At 71.7% G+C, this 18730-nt stretch carries 12 protein-coding genes; 8 read left to right on the top strand and 4 right to left on the bottom strand.

Annotated elements, in window-relative coordinates:
• Nucleotides 1-966 (bottom strand): 2-dehydro-3-deoxygalactonokinase (locus EW117_RS20510; RefSeq protein ID WP_165362793.1); only part of this gene is annotated, 966 nt, incomplete at its 3' end.
• Nucleotides 967-1035: 69 nt separating this feature from the next.
• On the opposite strand from EW117_RS20510, the gene EW117_RS20505 reads away from it, so the two are divergent.
• Nucleotides 1036-1908, top strand: coding sequence for an IclR family transcriptional regulator (locus tag EW117_RS20505; RefSeq protein ID WP_129788545.1), 873 nt, complete (start codon nucleotides 1036-1038; stop codon nucleotides 1906-1908).
• A gap of 70 nt (nucleotides 1909-1978) precedes the next feature.
• On the opposite strand, the gene EW117_RS20500 is transcribed toward EW117_RS20505, so the two are convergent.
• Nucleotides 1979-3724 carry an ABC transporter ATP-binding protein gene (locus EW117_RS20500; RefSeq protein ID WP_129788544.1) on the bottom strand — a complete coding sequence of 582 codons (1746 nt, stop codon included), beginning with the start codon at nucleotides 3722-3724 and terminating at the stop codon, nucleotides 1979-1981.
• Nucleotides 3721-5562 carry an ABC transporter ATP-binding protein gene (locus EW117_RS20495; RefSeq protein WP_242504410.1) on the bottom strand — a complete coding sequence of 614 codons (1842 nt, stop codon included), beginning with the start codon at nucleotides 5560-5562 and terminating at the stop codon, nucleotides 3721-3723. The genes EW117_RS20500 and EW117_RS20495 overlap by 4 nt, the downstream gene beginning before the upstream one ends.
• A gap of 54 nt (nucleotides 5563-5616) precedes the next feature.
• Here EW117_RS20495 and EW117_RS20490 point away from each other — a divergent pair, with 54 nt between their 5' ends.
• Both EW117_RS20490 and EW117_RS20485 read left to right on the top strand, forming a co-directional pair.
• A complete protein-coding gene (locus tag EW117_RS20490; RefSeq protein ID WP_129788543.1) occupies nucleotides 5617-6030 on the top strand; it encodes a DUF3817 domain-containing protein in 414 nt (137 codons plus the stop codon).
• 88 nt (nucleotides 6031-6118) lie between these two features.
• Nucleotides 6119-7285, top strand: coding sequence for a MalY/PatB family protein (locus EW117_RS20485; RefSeq protein WP_207211957.1), 1167 nt, complete (start codon nucleotides 6119-6121; stop codon nucleotides 7283-7285).
• A gap of 16 nt (nucleotides 7286-7301) precedes the next feature.
• Here the strand turns inward: EW117_RS20485 and EW117_RS20480 are convergent, their stop codons facing one another.
• On the bottom strand, nucleotides 7302-8204 hold the full coding sequence (locus EW117_RS20480; RefSeq protein ID WP_242504408.1) for an SURF1 family protein: 903 nt from the start codon (nucleotides 8202-8204) through the stop codon (nucleotides 7302-7304).
• Nucleotides 8205-8389: 185 nt separating this feature from the next.
• On the opposite strand from EW117_RS20480, the gene EW117_RS20475 reads away from it, so the two are divergent.
• The 5 genes from EW117_RS20475 to EW117_RS20455 all read left to right on the top strand — a co-directional run bounded on the left by EW117_RS20475 (nucleotide 8390) and on the right by EW117_RS20455 (nucleotide 18725).
• Nucleotides 8390-10879: a phosphoketolase family protein gene (locus EW117_RS20475; RefSeq protein WP_129788542.1), complete on the top strand. Its 2490-nt coding sequence runs from the start codon at nucleotides 8390-8392 to the stop codon at nucleotides 10877-10879.
• Nucleotides 10880-10913: 34 nt separating this feature from the next.
• A complete protein-coding gene (pta, locus tag EW117_RS20470) occupies nucleotides 10914-13016 on the top strand; it encodes a phosphate acetyltransferase (protein ID WP_165362792.1) in 2103 nt (700 codons plus the stop codon).
• On the top strand, nucleotides 13013-14287 hold the full coding sequence (locus EW117_RS20465) for an acetate/propionate family kinase (protein WP_129788541.1): 1275 nt from the start codon (nucleotides 13013-13015) through the stop codon (nucleotides 14285-14287). The genes pta and EW117_RS20465 overlap by 4 nt, the downstream gene beginning before the upstream one ends.
• Nucleotides 14288-14450: 163 nt before the next feature.
• On the top strand, nucleotides 14451-17741 hold the full coding sequence (locus tag EW117_RS20460; protein ID WP_129788540.1) for an RICIN domain-containing protein: 3291 nt from the start codon (nucleotides 14451-14453) through the stop codon (nucleotides 17739-17741).
• Between the two features lie 72 nt (nucleotides 17742-17813).
• The gene (locus EW117_RS20455; protein ID WP_129788539.1) at nucleotides 17814-18725 is read left to right on the top strand and encodes a DUF4031 domain-containing protein; all 912 of its coding nucleotides are present in this window, start codon (nucleotides 17814-17816) and stop codon (nucleotides 18723-18725) included.
• Nucleotides 18726-18730 lie beyond the last annotated feature (5 nt).

Below are 18730 nucleotides of genomic sequence, written 5' to 3'. Positions count from 1 at the left end.
GGCGTCCAGGGCGACGCGCCACAGCCCGCGCGCGGCGACGTCCTCCCCGACCATGCGCACGGACGCACCCCCACGCTCCAGCGCGACGCGGTAGCGGTGCGCGGTCTCGGGCGGCCCGCACAGGGCGACGACACCGGTCGGAGCTCCGACAGCGGTCGAGGTCGCGCGCAGCGCGTGCCGGACCTCGGCGCCGATCAGCAGCCCGGACACGTACTCGGCCACCTCGGAGGCGTCGAGCCGCCCGGCGAGCACGAGCGGTCGCGCCGTGAAGAGCAGGGCGGGCAGGCCGCGCTCGTCGCCGCGCGCCGCCTCTGTCTCGAGCCCTCGCACGAAGGCGGGCGAGGTAGCAGGGCCCGCCGCAGCGGTCGCGAGCCGGGCGAGGATGCTGTCCCGCATCAGCAGGCCGTACAGCTCGCCGGTCATGGCCGTGCTGAAGCCCGTGACGCGCGTTCCGTCGAGGCGCACCCACTTGGAGTGCGTTCCGGGCAGCACGACGGTCTCGGGCCGGTCGGCGGACGTGGCCAGCGCGCCGACCAGCTGGACCTCCTCGCCACGGATCACGTCCGGGTCGGCTCCGGTGGCCCGTAGGCCAGGCACGATGTGGACGACGGAGTCGCCGGCGGGCACCACGGTCAGGTGCTCGGCGAGCGAGCCGAGGTCCGCCGGGACGTCGAGGTACCCGGCCTCGGCCCAGCCGTGGTTCGACCCCGCCATCCCAGCGCACAGCGCAGGGATGCCCGGATGCTCGTCGAGCCAGGGCCGGCACAGCCGCGCGAACGTCTCCTCGAACGCGGCGGCCCGCATCTGGGCGGAGTCGGCTCGCTCGGAGATCGTGAGGGCGCCGTCCGCCGTCCGGACGGCGTCGAGCACCGCGCCCGTGCCGTCCAGGAGCCAGGCGCGGAACGTCGTGCTGCCCCAGTCGAGGGCGAGAAGCGCGGCGTCGCGCCCCGGTGCGTCGTCTGCCATGTCCCGGACGTTAGACACGGCATCCCGATTATCTGAACCGCATCCCTATTATCGGGATAGGGTGCGGCGATGACCGCCTTACCCGACGGGCCAGGGCCACCCGCCCGTGACGAGATCACTGCCGCACCGCGGGCGCGCGACGAGATCACGACCGCATGGCGGGCCCGCGACGAGGTCGCCGCTCCCCCAGGCACGCAGACGCTCGCGCGGGGTATCGCCGTCGTCAATGCCGTGGCCCGCGGCCACAGCCGCCTGCGCGATATCGCCGAAGAGACCGGGGTCGGGCGCAGCACCACCCACCGCCTGCTCCAGCTGCTGCTGGCCACCGGCTACCTCCGCCAGCTCGACGACGGCGCCTACGCGCTCGGCCCGGCCCTGATCGAGCTCGGCTACCAGGCGCTCCAGGAGAACCCCGTGACCGGGGTGGCCGCGCCCGTGCTGCGCGCGCTCGCCGAGCGCGTGCACGACACGGTCCACCTCGCCATCGAGGACCGCGGCCAGGTGCTCTACCTCGACAAGATCCCGGGGACGCGCGGCGCGGTCATGCGCTCGCAGATCGGGCACCGCATGCCACTGACCAGGACGGGGATCGGCAAGGCGCTGCTCCTGGACAGCCCGGGGCGCTGGAGCGACCAGTTCCTCGCGGAACGGCCGGTGGGTGCCGGGCACGGCCTGGAGCAGGATGTGCTGACCGTCGACGCGTTCGTTCAGATCATGGAGGCCTCGACGCGCCGAGGGGTGACGTTCGACCTCGAGGAGAACGAGCCGGGGATCCTCTGCGTCGCGGCGCCGGTCCGCGACACGTCCGGCTCGATAGTCGCCGCCATCAGCGTCACGGCGACCCGCCCCTATATGCCGCCAGAACGCCTGGAGACACTGGCGCCGATAGTCCACGACGCCGCGACCCGGATCGGGGCGGGCCTGGGCTGGCGCCCCACCTGACCCGTTGAGTGCTGGATATTCGCCCTGTTCTGGGCCCAAGAAGGGCGAATATCCCGCACTCAACGAGGGGTCACTCGTGCTGCCAGCTGTGCCAGAGCCTCGCGTACTCGCCGCCGGCCGCGACGAGCTCGTCGTGCGGGCCGATCTCGGTGATGCGGCCCTCGTCGAGCACCGCCACTCGGTCGGCGTCGTGCGCCGTGTGCAGCCGGTGCGCGATGGCCACCACCGTGCGCCCGTCGAGCACCGCGTTGAGCGAGCGCTCCAGGTGCCGGGCCGCGCGCGGGTCCAGCAGCGACGTCGCCTCGTCGAGGACGAGCGTGTGCGGGTCCAGCAGGACCAGCCGCGCGAGCGCGATCTGCTGCGCCTGCGCCGGTGTGAGCTTGTAGCCGCCTGAGCCGACCTCCGTGGCGAGACCCTCGTCGAGCGTCTCGACCCAGCCGTGCGCGTCGACGGCTCGCAGGGCCTCCATCAGCTCGTCGTCGCTCGCGTCGATCTTGGCGAGCCGCAGGTTCTCCGCCAGCGACCCCACGAACACGTGGTGCTCCTGGGTAACGAGCGCGACGTGCTTGCGCAGGTCCTCCAGCGGCAGGTCCACCAGCGGTACGCCGCCGACCTTCACCGTGCCGCCGGTCGGCGGGTGGATGCCCGCCAGCATGCGGCCCAGCGTCGACTTACCGGAGCCCGACGGCCCGACGATCGCCAGCCGCTCCCCCACCCGGAGGTCGAGGTCGATGCCATGCAGCACGTCGGTGCCCTCGCGGTAGGCGTAGCGCACACCGGCGCCCCGAACCTCCTCGTCGCTGGGTACCTCCTCGCCGGCCGTGCGGTCCATCGGCACGAGCCGGACGCCGATGATGCGCGACAGAGACGTGGCGGCCACCTGGATCTCGTCCAGCCAGAAGATCAGCTCCCACACCGGGCCCTGCAACTGGTACGTGTACATGACGATCGTTGCGACCATGCCGATGGTCACCGTGCCTTCGGAGGCCAGGAACCCGCCCCACACGAGCACCGAGATGGGGGCGATCATGAACGCGAAGTCCACGCCCGGGAACAGCACGGTCCGCAGGTTGAGCGTCCCGCGCTCGGCATTGAACGCCTCGTGCAGGTCGTCGTCGCCGCGCGTCGTACGACGGCGGCCTATCCGCAGCGCGTCGATGGTGCGCGCGCCCTCGACGGACTCGGTGACCGTGCCGTCGAGCCGCGCGTACGCTGCGGACTCGCGCTGGTAGGCCGGGGTGGCCCGCTTCAGGTACCAGCGGGCGACCCCGACAAGCACCGGCACGCCCACGAACATGCCGATCGCGACCAGCGGTGCGACGAACAGACTGGCCACGATCGTGAGCACGAGCGTCACCACCGCGATCACCAGCCGCGGGACGCCGAAGCGTACGGCGTTCTGGATACGGCTGATGTCGCGGGTGGTGCGGGCGATGAGGTCGCCGGTGCCGGCGGTCTCCACCGTCGACAGCGGCAGGGACGTGACGGTCTCGACGAACTCCTCGCGCATGTCGGCGAACACGGTCTCGCCGAACACCATGGCGCGGCGCTGCGCGAACCGCGTGATCAGCGCCTGCAGCACGATCGCCGCGACGGCCGCGAGCACCAGGTTCCGCGCCACCTCGAGGGTGGTGCCCCCGGTGACGGCGTCGACCAGCTTGCCGAGCACGAACGGCCCAACCAGGCCGGTCATCGCCGCCACCGTGTTGGCCACCGTGATCACGATCAGCGGAGCCTTGTGCCGTCCGAGCATCTTCCGCGTGTACTGCCAGGTGCCGGCGGCGTCGGCGATCGGCAGGATCTTCCCTGTGGTCATGGTGTGCCTCCTTCCGGTGCGTTGGTCGCGCCCAGCAGCTCGTCGAGCTCGGCGTCGAGGTCCTCGTCCAGCGAGCGGCCGACCACCCGCCGGTAGCGGGCGGCCTCGCGCCCGCCGTCGGCGTTCGTAGGCCGGTCGAGCAGCTCGCGATGCGTCCCGTGCGTGACGACCTTCCCCTCGTCCAGGAAGATCACGTCGTCCACGTGGTCGAGCACCAGCGGGCTGGCGGTGACGATCAGCGTGGTGCGGCCGCGGCGCCACTCCGTGAGCCGCTGCGCGATCCGCGCCTCGGTGTGGGCGTCGACCGCGGAGGTGGGCTCGATCAGGACCAGGATCTCCGGGTCGGTCAGCAGCGCCCGCGCGAGCGCCACCCGCTGCCGCTGGCCGCCGGACAGCGATCGCCCCTTCTCGGGGATCTCGCCCTCGATGCCGTCCGGCAGGGACTCCAGCACGTCGTGCGCGTCCGCGATGTGCATGGCGCGCAGCAGAGCCTCCCGGTTCGCGCTGTCGCGCACGTCGAGCTCGCCCGCGAGCCGGCCGGAGAACAACGCCGGCGTCGCGTCCGCGACCACTATCCGTTCCCGCAGCTCGTGCTTGTCGAGGTCCGACAGCCGGACGCCACCGAGCGTGACCGGGGTGCCGACCTCCGCCGCGTCGTCGAACCGGCCCATCCGGCCGGCAACCTGCGCCGACTCGTCCGGGTCGGGGCTGACCAGCGCGACGACCCGGCCGGGCCGGAGCGTGACGCCGGTCGTCTCGTCGACCAGGGGGACGTCGGCCGGCGGCATGGCCGCCGTCGAGCCCTCCGCGCCGGTCGCCGGGACCACCTGCAGCACCTTCACGACCTTGCCGGCCGCCACGTGCGCCTTGGTCACGACGTTCACCGACTGCACCAGCAGGTTCACCGGCCAGGACAGGAACGACGCATACCCGTAGAACGCGACGAGCTGGCCCGTGGTGATCCGCCCGGCAATGGCCTCCGCGGCACCGAGGTAGACGATCAGCGCGACGAACAGCCCGGGCAGCAGGATCTGCAGGGCGTCCAGCACCGACTGCGTGCCCGCGACGTCGACGCCGGCCTGGCGGACCTTCTGCGACTGCGCCCGGTACCGGCCGGTGAAGACCTTCTCGCCGCCGATGCCCCGCAGGATCCGCAGACCGGAGACCGTGTCGGCACCGAGCGTGGTGAGCCGACCCTGCGCGTCACGCTGCTCCTTCTGCCGCTTCTGCAGCGGCTTGACCAGCAGGGCCAGGATCGCGGCGACGACCGGCAGGCCGAGCGCGATGACCAGCCCAAGCGTGAGCGACTGGTTCAGCATCAGCACGACCACGATGCCGTAGGTGGTGATGCTGCCGATGGTCTGCGCGGCGATGCCGAACACCTCGCCGATGCGCATCGTGTCGTTCGCGACCGACGACACCACCTCGCCGGTGGGCAGCTCCTTGGTGATGTTGTGACCCGAGCGGGACACGGTGCGCGTCACCAGCTGGGAGGTGCGGAAGGCCGCGTGCATCCAGGCCGTGATGTCCCAGCGGTGACCTATCGCGTTCGCGGTGATCCAGACGAGGCCGACACCCAGCATCACGCCGGCCCAGGTCCAGGTCGTCCGGTCGAGCCCGGAGGCCGTAGCGCTGTCGATGATCCGCCCGAGGAGGAACGGCTGGAAGGCGCTGCACGCGAAGCCCAGCACGCCGAAGAACATCGCGATGAGCAGCACCCGGACCTGCTTCCGGGCAAGCCACAGGAGCAGGGTGAACGGCCCGCGCAGCGGCGGGGTGCCGGGATCGGCAAAGGGGAGGGAGCGCACGACCAACACCGTACGGAGGACCACTGACATTGATCCACGCTTTATCCGGAGGGCAGAGGGAGCCTCCGGGAAGGCATATCCTCGATGGTTGTGAGTACCCCGCAGACCGCTCCCGAGATCTCCGCCGAGGCAGCCGCCACCGCCATCCGCAAGGCCCGCGGCGCCATGGCCCGCTACCGCTTCATGGCGATCCTGACCGGTGTCATGCTGCTGATCCTCTGCGTCGAGATGGCGATCAAGTACGGCCTGGGCGCCGTGACCGACGTCGACGGCGTGATGCGGTACATCGCCTGGGTGCCGTTCGCACACGGCTGGATCTACGTCGCGTACCTGGTGACCGTCGCCGATCTGTGGTCGAAGATGCGCTGGGGCTTCGGCCGCCTGGTCACGATGGTGCTCGCCGGCGTCGTCCCGGTGATGTCGTTCGTGCTGGAGAAGAAGATCCACGGCGAGGCCGAGGCGAAGCTGGCTGCCCTCGAGGCGCGTTACCTGTCCTGACCAGGGCTTTTCCCCGGCCGGAGCAAGGGCAGTCGCATGTCCCTGGACGCCCGGACGGGCGCCGGGCCGCACCTGATTCAATGCCACGGTGAACGCGCACGCCTTCGACGCCCTGACCGCCGACCACCTCCGCGGCAACGGCAGCCTCAAGTGGACGGCCTTCCCCGACGAGATCGGGGCCTGGGTCGCAGAGATGGACTTCCCCGTCGCGCCCCCGATCGCCGCCGCGCTCCACGACGCCGTGGACCGTGGCATGTTCGGCTATCTGCCGAAGTACCTGGTCACGGACATGGCCGAGGCGTACGCGGCGTTCGCCGCCGACCGGTACTCCTGGGCGGTGGACCCGGAACGGGTCCGTCCGGTGTCCGACGTGCTTACGGCGCTGGAGCTCGCGATCACACTCTTCTCGCGCCCCGGCTCGCCCGTCATCCTGCCCACCCCGGCGTACATGCCGTTCCTGACGCGGCCGCACGGGCTGGGCCGGAAGGTCATCCAGGTCCCCATGCTGCGCGACGCAGACGGCCGGTACACGTACGACCTCGACGCGCTCGACGCCGCGTTCCGCGCGGGCGGCAACCTGCTGGTGCTGTGCAACCCGCACAACCCGATCGGCCGGGTGCTGGAGCCCGACGAGATGCTCGCGATCGCCGAGGTGGTGGACCGCCACCGCGGCCGCGTCTTCTCCGACGAGATCCACGCCCCGCTCGTCTACCCGGGCAGCCGGCACGTCCCGTACGCATCCCTGAACGAGACGACGGCGGGCCACACGCTTACGGCGACCTCCGCCTCGAAGGCATGGAACCTGCCGGGCCTCAAGTGCGCGCAGATCGTCCTGTCGGACGACGCGGACGTGAAGGTCTGGAACGAGGTGGGCAAGAACGCCGAGGGCGGCGCGTCGACGCCGGGCGTCCTGGCGAACCGCGTCGCCTACACCGAGGGCCGCGACTGGCTGGACGACGTCGTCACCTACCTGCACGGCAACGTCACCCGGATCGGCGAGCTCCTGGACGGAACCGGGATCGGCTACCGCGCCCCGGAGGGCACGTACCTGACGTGGCTGGACTGCCGAGGTCTGGACCTCCCGGGCGAGCCCGCCGACGTCGCCGACTACTTCCGGAAGCACGCGGGCGTCGCGCTGACGAACGGCGGGCTGTGCGGCGAAGCCGGTCACGGCTTCGTGCGCCTCAACGCGGCGATGCCGCGCCCGATCCTGGAGCAGACGGTCGGTCAGATCCTGGCGAGCCTGGACTGCTGACCAGCCGGTGAACGGCTCACGCGGAGGGCAGCCCCGCGATGCCCGTGTCGGCGTCGGTGGGCGCGCCGCCCCGGCGTCCGCCGGCCATCTCGTCCCGCACCAGCCGGATCCACAGGAGCACGGCGAACCCGCCGAACACCCACCACTGCAGCGCGTAGAAGAGGTTCTGCAGGTTGGCGTCCGACCCGCCGTCGATGGTGGGGCGCGGCAGGGCCGCGACCCCGCCGTCCTCGGGGGACCCTGGGCCCTCGGTCGCCACGAGGTAGCCCGTGTAGATCGGCCCGCCCCACTCGTTGACGAGCGCGCTGAGGGCGATCTGCTCCGTCTGCCCGTCCACCACGGCGGCGCTGCCCGACGTCGCCTCGCCCATCTGGAGCCAGCCCGTCAGCGTGACCTCGCCCTCGGGGAGGACGAGCGACTCGGCGTCGGCGGGCGACTCGACCCAGCCCTGGACCACGGCCAGCACCGGGGCGCCGGACAGGTCGGCCCAGGACGCGCCGTCCGTCCCGTCGTCGGACACCCGGAAGGGCGTCAGGACGAGGTAGCCCGTGCGCCCCTCCAGGACGCGGCCGGGGACCAGCAGCGAACCGGCGGGCTCGAACTCGCCGGCGACCCGGACCTCGCGGCCCACCAGCTCGCCGGGGAAGCTCTGCTGGGGCGCAAGCATGTCGCCCAGCCAGGACGGCCCCGCCGCGGCGGCCTCGGCCGCCTCCTGCTGCGCGGCCAGCTCGGCGCGTTCGTACGCCCGGTCGAGCTGCCAGGCGCCCAGCCGTCCGCAGACGAGCGCTGCCAGCACCAGCACGAGCAGCAACCCGACCATGCGGGGCTGCCGCGCGACCTGCACGAAGGTGCGGCGCTCGGGGCTCGCGGCGGCGTCGACCACCCGAGGATCGGGTGTGCTGGGTGCACTGACAGGCATAGCCTCAACGGTAACCGCCTCAGACCTGTCAGACGCACACGTCACGGGGATGACCCGTACGTCTGACATGTCACACGTCGGCGGGCTGGTCGGTCGTCTCGCGTAGAGAGCGGTTCTGCGTTCGAATGAAACAGGCACCAGCCGGCACAGATCCCGCACGTAACTCGCAGGTAGGAGCGTGAGCGATGACGACCACAGCAGTCCCCGACTCCCCCACCACCGGATGGCGCGCCACGGGCGTCGCCGAGCTGGAGCCCGCCGAGCTGGAGCGCATCCACGCATGGTGGCGGGCGGCCAACTTCCTCTCGGTCGGCCAGATCTACCTCATCGACAACCCGCTCCTGCGCGAGCCGCTCACCCGGGACCACGTCAAGCCCCGGCTGCTGGGCCACTGGGGCACCACGCCGGGCCTGAACTTCCTGTACGCGCACCTGAACCGCGCGATCAAGGAGCGACAGCAGAAGACCATCTACATCACGGGCCCCGGCCACGGCGGGCCAGGTCTGGTCGCCTCGGCCTACCTGGACGGGACCTACTCCGAGGTCTACAGCGACATCACCGAGGACGCCGAGGGCGTGAAGCGCCTGTTCCGGCAGTTCTCGTTCCCCGGCGGCATCCCGAGCCACGTCGCGCCGGAGACGCCCGGATCGATCCACGAGGGCGGCGAGCTCGGCTACTCCCTGAGCCACGCCTACGGCGCGGTCTTCGACAACCCAGACCTCATGGTCGCGGCGGTGGTCGGCGACGGCGAGGCCGAGACCGGCCCGCTGGCCACCTCCTGGCACTCGAACAAGTTCGTCAACCCGGCCCAGGACGGCGTCGTGCTGCCGATCCTGCACCTCAACGGCTACAAGATCGCAAACCCGACGATCCTGGCGCGCATCTCTCAGCAGGAGCTGAACGACCTCATGGTCGGCCACGGCCACAAGCCGTACTTCTTCGACGGCGGGTACGACGAGACCGAGCCGCCGCTCGAGACCCACCGCCGGTTCGCGGCGCTGCTCGACGAGGTGCTCGACGAGATCGCCGCCATCAAGGCGCGGGCGGCCGACGGCGACCTCAGCCGTCCGATGTGGCCCATGATCGTGTTCCGCACGCCCAAGGGGTGGAGCGGCCCGGCGGAGATCGACGGCAAGAAGACGACCGGGTCGTGGCGCGCGCACCAGGTGCCGCTCGCCAACGCCCGCGACACCGACGAGCACCTGGCGGTGCTCGAGAAGTGGCTCAGGTCGTACCGCCCGGAGGAGCTGTTCGACGACGACGGCCGCGTGCTGCCGGAGATCACCGCCCTCGCTCCGGAGGGTGCGCTCCGGATGAGCGCGAACCCCCACGCGAACGGCGGCCTGCTGCTCAAGGACCTCCGCCTGCCGGACTTCCGCGGGTACGGCGTGGACGTGCCCGTGCCCGGCGGGGCGAAGTCCGAGGCGCCGCGCGTGCTGGGTGAGTGGCTCACGGACGTGATCCGCCTGAACCCCGACAACTTCCGCATCTTCGGCCCGGACGAGACAGCGTCGAACCGCCTGCAGGCGGTGTACGACGCGACGAACAAGCAGTGGAACGCCGAGTACATCGGGCCGGAGGTGGACGAGCACATGGCGCGCGCGGGCCGCGTCATGGAGATGCTCAGCGAGCACCAGGTCCAGGGCTGGCTGGAGGGCTACCTCCTGACCGGCCGGCACGGCCTGCTGACCAGTTACGAGGCGTTCATCCACATCGTCGACTCGATGTTCAACCAGCACGCCAAGTGGCTCAAGGTCACCAACCACATCCCGTGGCGGCGGCCCATCGCGTCCCTGAACTACCTGCTGTCCAGCCACGTGTGGCGGCAGGACCACAACGGGTTCAGCCACCAGGACCCCGGATTCATCGACCACGTGGTGAACAAGAAGGCCGAGATCGTGCGGGTGTACCTCCCGCCGGACGCCAACACCCTGCTCAGCACGTACGACCACTGCCTGCGCAGCCGCCAGTACGTGAACGTCGTGGTCGCGGGCAAGCAGCCGGCGCCGAACTTCCTCGACATGGAGAGCGCGATCGAGCACTGCACGCGCGGCCTCGGCATCTGGGAGTGGGCGGGCAGCGAGACGGCGGGCGAGAAGCCCGACGTCGTCCTCGGCTGCGCCGGCGACGTGCCGACCCTGGAGGTGCTCGCCGCGGCGGACATCCTGCGCCGCGAGCTGCCCGACCTGAAGGTGCGGGTGATCAACGTCGTCGACCTCATGCGTCTGCAGGACTCGAAGGAGCACCCGCACGGCCTCACCGACTCTGAGTTCGACGGCCTGTTCACCACCGACCGGCCGATCATCTTCGCCTACCACGGCTACCCGTGGCTCATCCACCGCCTGACGTACCGCCGCAAGGGTCACCCCAACATCCACGTGCGTGGCTACAAGGAGGAGGGCACGACGACGACGCCGTTCGACATGGTCATGCTCAACGACCTCGACCGGTACCACCTTGTGATCGATGTCATCGACCGGGTTCCGTCCCTTGGCAGCGCCCAGGCCGGACTGCGCCAGCGCATGCAGGATGCCCGGCTTCGTGCGCGTGCCTGGACCCGGGAGCACGGCGACGACATCCCGGAGGTGCGCGACTGGGTCTGGCCGGACGCCCAGGACCTGGCGGACGGCGACCAGGTTGACGCTACGCTCGGCACTGGTGGAGACAACGAGTAGCAGCAAATCCCACGAAGTGAACACGGAGCGGCATGTGACCGGCGCGACCCGCAGCATCGTCATTGCATCCCCTGAGGGCGAGAGCGGAAAGTCGACGGTCGCGCTGGGCGTCCTCGACCTGCTGGTCCGCAAGGGCCAGCGGGTCGGGGTCTTCCGGCCCGTCTCGCGCGCCACCGAGGCCGAGGACACGAGCGGGCGAAGGGACCACGTCCTGGAGCTCCTCCTGGAGCACGACGGCGTCGACGTCGCGTACGACGACGCCGTCGGCGTGACCTACGCCGACCTGCACACCGACCCGGAGGATGCGCTGAGCCGCATCGTCTCCCGGTACCACGACCTCGCCGCGCGCTGCGACTCGGTGGTGATCCTCGGCACCGACTACACCGACGTCGCCGGGCCCACCGAGCTCTCGTTCAACGCGCGCATCGCGGCGAACCTGGGCGCGCCGGTGCTGCTCGTGGTCTCAGGCCGCGAGCGCACACCCGAGGGCATCCGCGCCCTGGCCGACGTGAGCCTCGCCGAGCTGGCGGCGCACCACGCGCAGGCGATCGGGCTGGTCGTGAACCGCGCGGACACGCACAGCGCACTGGACGTGCGCACCCTGCTGGCGCAGGCCCAGCCCGACCTGCCGGTGTGGACGATTCCCGAGGAGCCGTTCCTGCAGGCCCCGACCGTGGGCCAGCTCCTGGAGGCGGTGGACGGCACACTCGCCCTGGGTGACCCGGAGCTGCTGGGCCGCGAGGCGCTGGAGCTGCAGGTGGGCGCCATGAGCTTCGAGCACCTGCTGGAGCGGCTGACCGACGGCGCCGTCGTCATCACCCCTGGCGACCGCATCGACCTGCTGATCGGGCTGCTCGCCACGCACATGACGCCGTCGTTCCCGTCGCTGGCGGGGATCATCCTGAACGGCGGGTTCTACCCGCAGGGACGGCCGGCCGAGCTGCTGGAGGCGATGCGGCCCAAGCTGCCGGTCATCACCACAGAGCTCGGCACCTACAGCGCGGCCCGGGCCGCCGCGGAGACCCGCGGCCGGGTGGACAAGGGCTCGGTGCGCAAGGTCGAGACGGCCCGCGCCCTGTTCGAGCGCAACGTCGACTCGGCGGCACTCGCCGCCCGGCTCGACCTGCCCCGCCCGCAGGTCGTCACGCCCCTGATGTTCGAGTACCAGCTCATCGAGCGGGCCCGCGGCGACCGTCGCCACATCGTGCTGCCCGAGGGCGACGACGACCGGATCCTGCGCGCCGCCTCGACGGTGCTGGCCCGGCGGATCGCGAACCTGACGATCCTCGGCGACGACGAGCCGATCCGCGCCCGCGCCGCCGAGCTGGGCCTCGACATCGAGGCCGCGCGTGTGCTGTCGCCGCACGACCCGGAGCACGTGGAGCGGTTCGCCGTCGAGTACTCCCGGCTGCGCGCCCACAAGGGGATGACCGTCGAGCGGGCGCGGGAGATCGTCACCGACGTCTCCTACTTCGGCACGATGATGGTGCACCTGGGCCTCGCGGACGGCATGGTGTCGGGCGCCGCGCACTCGACGGCCCACACCATCCGGCCGTCGTTCGAGATCATCAAGACGAAGCCCGACACGTCGTCGGTGTCGTCGGTCTTCTTCATGTGCCTGGAGGACCGGGTGCTCGTGTACGGCGACTGCGCGGTCATCCCCGACCCGACGTCGGACGAGCTCGCCGACATCGCCGTCTCGTCGGCCGCCACCGCCCGGCAGTTCGGCGTGGAACCGCGCATCGCGATGCTGTCCTACTCCACGGGCACGTCCGGCACCGGGGTCGACGTCGACAAGGTCCGCACCGCGACCGGGCTCGTGCGCGAGCGCACCCCGGAGCTCGACGTCGAGGGCCCCATCCAGTACGACGCCGCCGTCGACGCCTCGGTCGCGGCGTCCAAGCTCCCCGGGTCCGACGTCGCCGGACGCGCCACCGTGTTCGTCTTCCCGGACCTGAACACGGGCAACAACACGTACAAGGCGGTGCAGCGGTCCGCGGGTGCGGTCGCCGTCGGGCCGGTGCTGCAGGGCCTGAACAAGCCGGTGAACGACCTGTCCCGCGGCGCCCTGGTCCAGGACATCGTGAACACCGTGGCGATCACGGCCATCCAGGCCCAGACCAAGGAGTCCGCATGACCCTCACCCCGGCCGATCACTCGCTGCGCTCCCGATCGGCCGGGGACCCCGAGACACGCACCGTCCTCGTCCTCAACTCCGGCTCCTCCTCGCTGAAGTATCAGCTGGTCGACCCCGCCTCCGGCGAGGCCCTCGCCGCGGGCATCGTCGAGCGCATCGGCGAGACCACCGGGACGGTCAAGCACGAGGCGAAGGGCGAGAAGCTGGTGCGCGACCTGCCGGTGCCCGACCACGGCGAGGCGCTGCGGATCGTCATCGGCCTGTTCGACGAGGTGGGCCCGTCGCTCGCGGAGGCGGGCATCGCCGCCGTCGGGCACCGGGTGGTGCACGGCGGCGAGGTGTTCAGCACCCCCACCCTGATCGACGACGACGTCGTGGCCGGCGTCCGCGACCTCATTCCCCTCGCCCCGCTGCACAACCCGGCCAACGTGACCGGCATCGAGGTGGCGCGCGAGCTGCTGGACGTACCGCACGTCGCCGTGTTCGACACCGCGTTCTTCACGACGCTCCCGCAGGCCGCCTCGACGTACGCGCTGGATCGCAAGGTGGCCGGCGAGCACGGCGTGCGGCGGTACGGGTTCCACGGCACGTCGCACCAGTTCGTGTCGTCCGCAGTCACCGCGCACTCCGCGGTCGCCGAGAAGCTGGCTGCCGAGGGCCGCGGACCGGAAACGCTGCGCCAGGTGGTGCTGCACCTGGGCAACGGTGCGTCGGCGTCGGCGGTGCTGGGCGACCGGCCGGTCGACACCTCGATGGGCCTGACGCCGCTCGAAGGCCTGGTCATGGGCACCCGCTCGGGCGACCTGGACGCGGGCATCGTGTTCCACCTGATGCGCGGCGGGATGTCCGGCGAGGAGGTCGACACCCTGCTCAACAAGCGCTCCGGCATCCTCGGCCTGTCCGGGGTGGGCGACATGCGGGAGCTGCAGAAGCTCGTGGCGACCGGCGACGCCGACGGGCGCCTGGCGCTGGACGTCTACCTGCACCGGCTGCGCAAGTACGTCGGCGCGTACGCGGCGGTGCTGGGCGGTATCGACGTGCTGACCTTCACCGCGGGCGTCGGCGAGAACGACCACCGCATCCGCTCGGGAGTGGTGCACGGGCTGGAGTTCCTCGGGCTGACCATCGACCCGGCGGCCAACGAGGCGCGGTCGGACGACGCTCGCGTGATCTCGGCTCGGCCGGGAGCTGGGAAGCCGCTGGTCATGGTCGTTCCCACGAACGAGGAGCTGGCGATCGCGCGGCAGGCCGTGGCGCTCGTCGAGGCCTAGGCGCGCCAGGAGCGGCAGCCGGGGCTTGACGTCTGCGGCGCGGCCGAGGAGGATCGCCCTCAACCATGATGACGTCAACATGGTTCAGTGACGAGCCGAGTGTTGACGTCAACATCCACCCGCACGTCCTGACATCGCACCGGCGCGAGAGGAGGGCTCATTGATGAGCTCGATACGAAGGAAAGCAGGACGACGACGCGCAGGCGTCGTCATGACGGCGAGCGCGCTGCTCGCGGCCGGTCTCCCGGCGTCGGCCACTGCCCAGCCCGCCGTCGCCTCGCCCACCGTGCTCGCGGCGGCGGCCTCGGCCACCGACGACGCGGTGACCGTGCGCCCGGACCCGTCGTACGCCGGAAAGCCGTTCGAGGGGTGGGGAACCAGCCTCGTGTGGTTCGCCAACGCCACCGGCGGCTACCCGGACGAGATCAAGAACGAGCTCGCCGACATGCTGTTCGGCCCGGACGGGATGAACCTCAACATCGCCCGGTACAACATCGGCGGCGGCAACGCTCCGGACGTCCCGGACTACCTGCGGGCCGGAGCCGACGTCGAGGGCTGGTGGAAGGCGCCTGACGGCACCACCCGCGAGGACGTCGACTGGTGGGACCCGGCGAACCCGGCCCACTGGAACCCGGACGCCGACGCCACGCAGCGCTGGTGGGTGGACCGCATCAAGAGCGACATCACCCACTGGGAGACGTTCAGCAACTCCCCGCCGTGGTTCCAGACCGTCAGCGGCTACGTCTCCGGCGGGTTCGACGCCAACGCCGACCAGCTGAGGCCCGAGAGCATCGACGAGTTCGCGGCCTACGTCGTCGGCGCGACCGAGCGCCTCGAGGACGCGCACGGCATCGACGTCGACACCATCGACCCGTTCAACGAGCCGAACACGAACTACTGGGGCACGCAGCTCGGTGCGGACGGCAACCCGACGGGCGGGCGGCAGGAGGGCGCCCACATGGGGCCGGGCCTGCAGCAGCAGGTGATCCCGGCGCTCGCGGACGCCATCGGCGGCTCGACGACGGACGCCGTGATCTCCGCGATGGACGAGACCAACCCGGGCCGGTTCGCCACCAACTGGAACGCGTACCCGGCCGCCGTCCGCGACCAGGTCTCCCAGCTCAACGTGCACACCTATGGCACCGGGCAGCGCACCACCGTGCGCGACATCGCCAAGGGCGAGGACAAGCCGCTGTGGATGAGCGAGGTCGGCGGCTCGTGGTCCAGCACCGGCCAGGACTTCGAGTCGATGGAGTCCGGTCTGGGCAGCGCGCACCAGATCGTGGACGACCTGCGTGAGCTCGAGCCGTCCGCGTGGGTGTTCTGGCAGCCCGTCGAGGACTACGACAACATGGCGCCCGGCGGCGAGAGCCCCGAGGGCGGCAACTGGGGCGAGATCCAGATCCCGTTCTCCTGCACCGCGCAGGACACGCTGGAGACCTGCCCGATCTACACGAACACCAAGTACTGGGTGACCCAGAACTTCACGCACTACATCACGCCCGGCGACCGGCTGATCGGCGTGGACGACACGGACAGCACGGCCGCCGTGTCCGCCTCGGGTTCCGCCGCGACCGTCGTGCACATCAACGACACGACCGCGGAGCGCGACGTCACCCTCGATCTCTCGGGGTTCGCTGACATCGCCGCCGGCGCGACGGTCACCCCCGTCGTGACCAGCGTCGACGGGTACCTCGTCGAGGGCGAGCCGGTGACCGTGCAGGACGGCGCCGCGACGCTCACGGTTCCCGCCGAGTCGGTCACGACGTTCCTCGTCGACGGCGTGTCCGGCGTCGCGGACGACGCGGCGCTCGCGCAGGACGGCCACGTGTTCCGGCTCGACGGTGTCCAGTCCGGCCTCTCGCTGGCGCCCGACGGTGACGGCGGCGTGCAGATCTCGACCGACGACCCCGCGGCGGCCGAGCAGCTGTGGACGCTCACCGACCTCGGCACGCCCGAGGGTTCCGGCACCCACCGCACGCGCTACGCGGTGACCAATGTCGGCACCGGCGAGCAGCTCGCGATCAGCGCGGACACCTCCGCGGTGCTCGCCGCGGCCCCGGCCGATCCTGCCGACACGCCGGCCGCCGCGCGCTGGGTGCTGTCCACCACGGGTGACGGCACGTACACGCTGGTCAACGCGGTATCGGGTACCCTGCTCGAGGTCGGCGGTGAGGCCAGGGCCGACGGGTCGCCGGTCGGCACCTACCTCGCCAACTCCAACGCCAACCAGCGCTGGGCGATCATCGACGAGACCGTGCTGGGCACCAGCCCGGTCGACGTGTTCACCGTTCCGGGCACCACGCCGGAGCTGCCGCAGACCGTCACCCCGGTGTACCCGGGCGGCCCGCGCGGCGCGCTGCCGGTGACCTGGGACGTGCCCGGGGCCGAGACGTGGGAGCAGGCCGGGGTCGTCGAGGTCAGCGGGACCGTGGCCGTCCCGGCGGGCGGCACCGTGGATGCCACGGCTACCGTCGTCGTCGACACCCTGGACCGGACCCTGCCCGCCGAGGGCGCGGCGTACGTGGGTGGCGCGGCCGAGCTGCCCGCCACCGTCACCGCGGTCGCCACCGGCGGCCCGTTGGTGGAGCGGCCTGTGGCCTGGGACGACGCGCCCGCCGGCGCGTTCGACGAGATCGGCGTGGTCGAGCTGACCGGCGCTGCCGACGCCGGGGACGGCACGACGCTGCCCGCGACGGTCCGGGTGCTGGTCACCGAGCCGGGCGAGACGAACGCGGCCCTCGCGGACGGCACCACCGCGTCCGCGACCTATACCGAGCCCGGCTACCCGGTCGAGCGGGTGATCAACGGCGACCTAGGCGACAAGGGCTGGTCGAACTGGCGGTCCGGCGACAAGAACCCGGAGGACACGCTGACCGTCACCCTCGCCGGTCAGCGCGACCTCACCCGCGTCGTCACGCGCTTCTACCGCGACGGCTCGCACCTGAGCTGGGCGAGCGCGGTAGCGCTCGAGGCCCGGGTCGACGGCGCATGGCAGTCCGTCGGCGACCCGGTCCCGGTGGCGTCCGACGGCGCGGCGCCTGTCGTCGACCTCCCCGCCGGCGTCCGCGCCGACGCCGTCCGGGTCGTCCTGACCGCCCGGGAGAACACGCACATGATCGTCAGCGAGATCGAGGTCATGGCGAAGGCGCCCGGTGAGCCGTCGCCGGTCTGGGACGCGTCGGTCCGGTACCGCACTGGTGACGAGGTCTTCCACGACGGGGCCTTCTACCGTGCTGCCTGGACCACCCGCCAGGAGCCGGGTGGCTCAGCGAACGGACCGTGGCAGGAGATGGTCCGGGCGGGGGACGGCACGGCCGTCTGGACCGCGTCGCGGATCTTCGTGCGGGGAGACGTCGTGGTGCACGACGGCGACCGGTACCGGGCGAAGTGGTGGACCCGCAACCAGGAGCCCGGGGACCGGCACGGCCCCTGGCAGGTCGTCGGGTCGTGACGCGACCGGCCCACGTCAGCGCAGTCCGCTGACGTGGGCCGGGACCGGTCGACCCGCGCGTAGGCTCGCCCTGTGACCGTCTTCATCGACCCGCCGGCCTGGCCCGCGCACGGGACGCTGTTCTCCCACCTGGTCTCGGACGGATCCCTGCAGGAGCTCCGGCTCTTCGCGCGGGCGGCCGGGGTGCCCGACCGCGCGTTCGACCTGGACCACTACGACGTCCCGGCGGCGCGGTACGACGAGCTGGTCGCGGCGGGTGCGGCTCCCGTCGAGGGCGGCGACCTGGCCCGGCGTCTGGCCCGCTCAGGCCTGCGGGTCTCGGGCGGCGAGCGGAACCGGGCCAAGCGGGCCGCGCTCCTGACGCGCTGGGACGGCCTCTGGGCCGACCCGGGCCTGGCCCGCAAGGCCGGCGAGGAGCTCGTGGACCGCTGGCGCGAACCGCACCGCGTCTATCACTCGACCCTGCACCTGGCCGTCGCCCTGGACGCGCTCGACGCCGTCGCGGGCGAGGCCCGGGTCTCCGAGCGAGCGCTCTGGCGCGCCCGCCTCGCCCTGTGGTTCCACGACGCGGTGCACGACGGCGTCGCACGGCAGGACGAGGAGCGCTCGGCGGACCTCGTCGCCGAGCTGCTCGGTCCGCTGGCCGGCGCCGGGGTCTCCGCCGAGGACATCAGCGAGATCGCGCGCCTGGTCATGGTCACCGCCGAGCACGACCCGGCGCCGGACGACGTCGTCGGCGGCCTGGTCAGCGACGCAGACCTGGCGGTACTGGGCGGGAGCCCGGCGGTCTACGTCCGGTACACGCGCCAGGTCCGGGCCGAGTACTGCGACGTGCCCGAGCCGCTGTTCCGCGCGGGCCGCGCCCAGGTGCTGCGCGCCCTCCTGGACGGCGGGCCGCTGTTCCGCACCGCGCCGGGCGCCGCCCGCTGGCAGGACGCGGCCGAGGCAAACCTCCGCGACGAGCTGGCGACGCTCGCGGCGTGAGACTG

It is taken from the genome of Promicromonospora panici, assembly GCF_900608595.1.
Classification (GTDB): domain Bacteria; phylum Actinomycetota; class Actinomycetes; order Actinomycetales; family Cellulomonadaceae; genus Promicromonospora; species Promicromonospora panici.
This window is presented reverse-complemented; position numbering and strand designations above follow the sequence as displayed.

What these genes read in the sequence shown, in the direction of transcription:
- EW117_RS20480 (WP_242504408.1), bottom strand. Translation starts at nt 8,204, where the DNA reads ATGCCTGTCAGTGCACCCAGCACACCCGATCCTCGGGTGGTCGACGCC.
- EW117_RS20460 (WP_129788540.1), top strand. Translation starts at nt 14,451, where the DNA reads ATGAGCTCGATACGAAGGAAAGCAGGACGACGACGCGCAGGCGTCGTC.
- EW117_RS20505 (WP_129788545.1), top strand. Translation starts at nt 1,036, where the DNA reads ATGACCGCCTTACCCGACGGGCCAGGGCCACCCGCCCGTGACGAGATC.
- EW117_RS20490 (WP_129788543.1), top strand. Translation starts at nt 5,617, where the DNA reads ATGGTTGTGAGTACCCCGCAGACCGCTCCCGAGATCTCCGCCGAGGCA.
- EW117_RS20465 (WP_129788541.1), top strand. Translation starts at nt 13,013, where the DNA reads ATGACCCTCACCCCGGCCGATCACTCGCTGCGCTCCCGATCGGCCGGG.
- EW117_RS20475 (WP_129788542.1), top strand. Translation starts at nt 8,390, where the DNA reads ATGACGACCACAGCAGTCCCCGACTCCCCCACCACCGGATGGCGCGCC.
- EW117_RS20500 (WP_129788544.1), bottom strand. Translation starts at nt 3,724, where the DNA reads ATGACCACAGGGAAGATCCTGCCGATCGCCGACGCCGCCGGCACCTGG.
- EW117_RS20495 (WP_242504410.1), bottom strand. Translation starts at nt 5,562, where the DNA reads ATGTCAGTGGTCCTCCGTACGGTGTTGGTCGTGCGCTCCCTCCCCTTT.